This window comes from Streptomyces odonnellii, assembly GCF_000981895.1.
In the GTDB taxonomy this organism is placed as follows: Bacteria; Actinomycetota; Actinomycetes; order Streptomycetales; family Streptomycetaceae; genus Streptomyces; species Streptomyces odonnellii.
The window spans coordinates 1-5,647 of the sequence record NZ_LATD01000347.1; the positions used below are offsets into that span (position 1 = coordinate 1).

The window sequence follows — 5,647 nt, forward strand, 5'->3', positions numbered from 1 at the left end:
CAGATCCACCCGGCGGCCTTCGGCGCCTGAGCCGGGCCGGGTCCGGGAGGCGCGGCCCCGGCCCGGACGCGGGCGGCGGGGCACGGGCGCGGGCGCCGGCGCGGGGGAGCCGGTGGGTGGCGCGGGCGCGGGAATGCCAGCGGGTCGCACCGGCGTCGGGGCCGAAGGGGTTCGTGCGCCCCGGCGGGCCGTTCGCTGTCTTGACCCGTCCTTGGACATAAATCCTTGGGGCTCCGTGGCGGACGTGCCGCAAGATGGGGGCTGACCTCTGCCCCCCGATCTCGCGGCCCCCGTCCCGCCGCCGACCCCGAGAGACTGCGCGTGCTGCTACGACTTCTGCGAGCCCATCTCGCCCCGTACAAAAGACCCATAGCCCTGCTGGTGGCGCTCCAGCTTCTGCAGACCTGCGCCACCCTCTATCTGCCCACCCTCAACGCCGACATCATCGACAGCGGTGTGGTGAAGGGTGATTCCGGTTACATCCTGAAGTTCGGCGGCATCATGATCGCCGTCAGTGTGGTCCAGGTGCTCTGCAACATCGGCGCCGTCTACTACGGCGCGCGGACCGCCTCGGCCCTCGGCCGGGATGTACGAGCCGCGATCTTCGGACGCGTACAGAGCTTCTCCGCGCGTGAGGTGGGTCACTTCGGTGCCCCCTCGCTGATCACCCGTACCACCAATGACGTCCAGCAGGTCCAGATGCTGGTCCTGATGTCGTTCACGCTGATGGTGTCCGCGCCCATCATGTGTGTCGGCGGCATCATCATGGCGCTCGGCCAGGACGTACCGCTCTCCGTGGTGCTGCTCGCCGTCGTCCCGCTGCTCGCCGTCTCCGTCGGCCTCATCGTCAAGAGGATGCGGCCGCTTTTCCGTACGATGCAGACCCGCCTCGACACGGTGAACCGGGTGCTGCGCGAGCAGATCACCGGAAACCGCGTGATCAGGGCGTTCGTACGCGACGATTACGAGAAGGACCGTTTCCGCGAGGCCAACACCGGGCTGACCGATGTCGCGCTGTCCACCGGCCGGCTGATGGCGCTGATGTTCCCGACCGTGATGACGGTGGTGAACCTGTCGTCGATCGCCGTCGTCTGGTTCGGCGCGCACCGCATCGACAGCGGCGGGATGGAGATCGGCGCGCTGACCGCGTTCCTCGCGTATCTGATGCAGATCGTGATGGCCGTGATGATGGCCACCTTCATGTTCATGATGGTGCCGCGCGCCGAGGTGTGCGCCGAGCGCATCGAGGAGGTGCTGGACACCAGGTCGAGCGTCGTACCGCCGGAGAACCCGGTACGGGAGCTGCGCCGGCACGGTCATCTGGAGGTTCGGAACGCGGAGTTCCGGTTCCCCGGTGCCGAGGAGCCCGTTCTGCGGGACGTGTCCCTGATCGCCAGGCCCGGCGAGACGACCGCCGTCATCGGCTCGACGGGCAGTGGCAAGTCGACACTTCTCGGCCTCGTACCACGGCTGTTCGACGCCACCGGCGGCCAGGTGCTGGTCGACGGGCAGGACGTACGGGAAATCGATCCGGTGCTGCTGGCGAAGACCGTGAGCCTGGTGCCGCAGAAGCCGTATCTCTTCTCCGGGACGGTCGCGACGAATCTGCGGTACGGAAATCCCGACGCGACCGACGAGGACCTGTGGCATGCCCTGGAAGTGGCGCAGGCGCGGGAGTTTGTCACCGGTCTGGAGGGCGGGCTGAACGCGCCCATCGCGCAGGGCGGTACGAATGTCTCGGGCGGCCAGCGGCAGCGCCTCGCGATCGCGCGGACGCTGGTGCAGCGGCCGGAGATCTATCTCTTCGACGACTCGTTCTCGGCGCTGGACTACGCGACGGACGCGGCCCTGCGCGCGGCACTGGCGCGGGAGACCGCCGAGGCGACCGTACTGATCGTCGCCCAGCGGGTGTCCACGATCCGTGACGCCGACCGGATCGTGGTCCTGGACGAGGGCCGGGTCGTCGGCGCGGGCCGCCATCACGAACTGATGGCGGAGAACACGACATACCGGGAGATCGTGCTCTCCCAGTTGACCGAGGCGGAGGCTGCCTGATGAGCGGTCCTGGCGGACGCATGATGATGGCCGCGGGCCCGACCCAGCGGTCCATGGACTTCAAGGGTTCCGGAAAACGGCTGCTGCGGCAGCTCACCCGGGAGCGGGTCACCCTCTGGTGGATGTTCGGCACGATCGTGCTGAGCGTGGCGCTGTCGGTGGTGGGCCCGAAGATCCTCGGCCGGGCGACCGACCTGATCTTCGCGGGGGTGATCGGCCGGCAGACCCCGGCAGGCGTCTCCAAGGCGGAGACCGTCGAGGGGCTGCGGGCGAAGGGCGACGACGGACTGGCCGATCTGCTTTCAGGGGTGGACTTCACTCCCGGCCACGGCATCGACTTCGGCGCGGTCGGCGAGGTGCTGCTGGTGGTCCTGGTGATCTACGTGGCGGCCGGGCTGCTGATGCTGGTGTCGACGCGGCTCTCCATCCGGATCATCAACAACACCGTGTACCGGATGCGCGAGGACGTGCAGGCGAAGCTGTCGCGGCTGCCGCTGTCGTACTTCGACCAGCAGCCGCGCGGCGAGGTGCTCAGCCGCGTGACCAACGATGTCGACAACATCTCGCAGACCATGCAGCAGACCATGGGCCAGCTCATCAACTCGCTGCTGACGATCGTCGGTGTGCTGGTGATGATGTTCTGGATCTCGCCTCTGCTGGCGCTGGTCGCGCTGGTGACCGTACCGCTGTCGGTGTTCGTCGCGGCGAAGGTCGGCAAGCGGTCGCAGCCGCAGTTCGTGCAGCAGTGGAAGGTCACCGGCACGCTCAACGCCCATATCGAGGAGATGTACACCGGGCACTCGCTGGTGAAGGTCTTCGGGCGGCAGGACGAGTCGGCGGAGCTGTTCCGCGAGCAGAACGACCAGCTCTACGAGGCGGGTTTCAAGGCGCAGTTCAACAGCGGGATCATGCAGCCGCTGATGCTCTTCATCTCCAACATCAACTATGTGCTGATCGCGGTCGTGGGCGGGCTGCGGGTCGCCTCGGGCACGCTGTCGATCGGTGATGTGCAGGCGTTCATCCAGTACTCGCGGCAGTTCTCGATGCCGCTGACCCAGGTCGCTTCGATGGCCAACCTGGTGCAGTCCGGGGTCGCTTCCGCCGAGCGGATCTTCGAGCTGCTGGACGCGGTGGAGCAGGAGCCCGACGCGCCGTCCGTCGAGCGGCTGCGCAAGCAGCGGGGACGGGTGGAGATCGAGCACCTCTCGTTCCGGTACGAGCCGGAAAAGCCGCTGATCGACGATCTGTCACTGTCGGTGGAGCCGGGCCAGACGGTCGCGATCGTCGGCCCGACCGGCGCGGGCAAGACCACGCTGGTCAATCTGCTGATGCGGTTCTACGAGGTGACCGGCGGCCGGATCACCCTGGACGGCATGGACATATCCCGGATCTCGCGCGCCGAACTGCGCTCCGGGATAGGCATGGTGCTCCAGGACACCTGGCTCTTCGGCGGCACGATCGCGGAGAACATCGCGTACGGCGCTTCGCGCGAGGTCACCCGGGAGGAGATCGAGGAGGCGTCGCGGGCGGCCCACGCCGACCGGTTCGTCCGTACGCTCCCCGACGGGTACGACACGGTGATCGACGACGAGGGCTCCGGGGTCAGCGCCGGCGAGAAGCAACTGATAACCATCGCACGGGCGTTCCTGTCCGACCCGGTGATCCTGGTGCTCGACGAGGCGACCAGCTCGGTGGACACCCGTACCGAAGTCCTGATCCAGAAGGCGATGGCACGGCTGGCGCACGGCAGGACCAGCTTTGTGATCGCGCACCGGCTGTCCACGATCCGGGACGCGGATGTGATTCTGGTGATGGAGAACGGCTCGATCGTCGAACAGGGCACGCATGACGAGCTGCTGGCGGCGCAGGGGGCGTACGCGCGGCTGTACGCGGCGCAGTTCGCGCAGGCGGTGGCCGAGGTCGACTGAGGCCCGGCACAGCCACGGGATCCGGGACGCCGCGTCCGTACCGCCCTTCGCCGGGGGTACGGGCGCGGCGCCCGGCTTTCGGGCCCTTCGGGCCCCGCGTCTTCCGGCTGTTCAGTCCAGGTAGCCGCGGAGCTGGTCGGCGAAGGCGTGGTCGCGGAGCCGGCTGAGGGTCTTGGACTCTATCTGCCGTATCCGCTCCCGCGTCACGCCGAAGAGCCTGCCGATCTCCTCCAGGGTGCGGGGCCGCCCGTCGGCGAGTCCGTACCGCAACTGGACCACCTTGCGTTCGCGTTCGCCGAGGGTGGAGAGCACCGCCTCCAGGTGCTCGCGCAGTAGCAGGAAGGCCGCGGACTCGACCGGGGACGCGGCGTCGCCGTCCTCGATCAGATCGCCGAGCGCGACATCGTCCTCCTCGCCCACCGGAGCGTGCAAGGAGACGGGCTCCTGGGCGAGCCGCAGCACCTCGGTGACCCGCTCGGCGGTGAGGTCGAGCTGGGCGGCGACCTCCTCGGGGGTCGGTTCGTAGCCGCGCTCCTGGAGCATCCTGCGCTGGACCCGCACCACACGATTGATCAGCTCGACGACATGGACCGGGACGCGGATCGTACGGGCCTGGTCGGCCAGCGCCCGGGACATGGCCTGCCGGATCCACCAGGTCGCGTATGTCGAGAACTTGTAGCCGCGGGCGTAGTCGAACTTCTCGACCGCCCTGATCAGGCCCAGATTTCCCTCCTGGACGAGATCGAGCATGGTCAGGCCGCGGCCCACATAGCGCTTGGCCACCGAGACGACGAGCCGCAGATTCGCCTCGATCAGCCGGCGCTTGGCCATTCTGCCGAGGACGACGAGCCGGTCCAGGTCGACGGCGAGCCGGGAGTCCAGGTCGGCGGCACCGCTGAGCTTCTCCTCGGCGAAGAGACCGGCCTCGACGCGGCGGGCGAGGTCCACCTCCTCGACGGCGGTGAGCAGCGGTACGCGGCCGATCTCGCGCAGATACTGGCGGAAGAGGTCGGAGGAGGGGCCGCCGGTGTCGGCGCGCGCGCTGCCACGCGGCGGGGGCGGAGGGCTCTCCTCGGGCAGTTCCACGAGGTCTTCGCGGAGGGGGTGTTCGCGGAGGGGGTGTTCGCGCTCGCGGAACGATTCGTCTCTCAGGGAGCTTTCGCGTTCTCCTCGTTCGTGGAGGGGGCCTTCACCCTCGCCGAGCGGCTCCGGGGCGGCTGCCTCGGCCGTCTCCGGGTGGTGCGCCGCGCGGCTCTGGGGCGGAACACCCACCGCGAACTCGGCCGGAACCAGGTCCGGGGCCAGGTCCTGGACCGCGTTCTGCGGCGGCTTCGGGGGCAGGTCCGGTGGCACGGTCAGGGTGGGAGTCGGGGTCTGGGTCTGCACGGGGGGCGACCTCCAAGGTGATCGCTGCCGGTTCGGGGGGCGTACGGCAGCGGGACGGAGGCGGCCGGGCCCTGCTCCGTCCCGTACACAATGAGCGGATCCGCGGGGGTGAGGCGCCCACCGTCGGCAGGCCGGCCGCGCTCCGGAAGAACTCAGGCACCGCACCCCAGTGTGGGGTACGACACATGGCTGTCACGAGGGGCGTGCGACGACTTTCTGCGTCCCGTGCGTAACCGCGCCGTTACCGAGGGGGCGCGCAAGGGGGCGAAGGGTGTACG

At 68.9% G+C, this 5,647-nt stretch carries 3 protein-coding genes; 2 read left to right on the forward strand and 1 reads right to left on the reverse strand.

Features of this window, described 5'->3' with window-relative positions:
- The first annotated feature begins 321 nt into the window (after nucleotides 1-321).
- Both WH07_RS28830 and WH07_RS28835 read left to right on the forward strand, forming a co-directional pair.
- The gene (locus tag WH07_RS28830; RefSeq protein ID WP_046506195.1) at nucleotides 322-2,055 is read left to right on the forward strand and encodes an ABC transporter ATP-binding protein; all 1,734 of its coding nucleotides are present in this window, start codon (nucleotides 322-324) and stop codon (nucleotides 2,053-2,055) included.
- On the forward strand, nucleotides 2,055-3,983 hold the full coding sequence (locus tag WH07_RS28835; RefSeq protein ID WP_046506197.1) for an ABC transporter ATP-binding protein: 1,929 nt from the start codon (nucleotides 2,055-2,057) through the stop codon (nucleotides 3,981-3,983). The genes WH07_RS28830 and WH07_RS28835 overlap by 1 nt, the downstream gene beginning before the upstream one ends.
- Nucleotides 3,984-4,094: 111 nt before the next feature.
- Here WH07_RS28835 and WH07_RS28840 read toward each other — a convergent pair whose 3' ends face one another.
- Nucleotides 4,095-5,369, reverse strand: a complete 1,275-nt coding sequence (locus WH07_RS28840; RefSeq protein ID WP_408645949.1) for an RNA polymerase sigma factor — start codon at nucleotides 5,367-5,369, stop codon at nucleotides 4,095-4,097.
- Nucleotides 5,370-5,647: the final 278 nt, after the last annotated feature.

What these genes read in the sequence shown, in the direction of transcription:
- WH07_RS28835 (WP_046506197.1), top strand. Translation starts at nt 2,055, where the DNA reads ATGAGCGGTCCTGGCGGACGCATGATGATGGCCGCGGGCCCGACCCAG.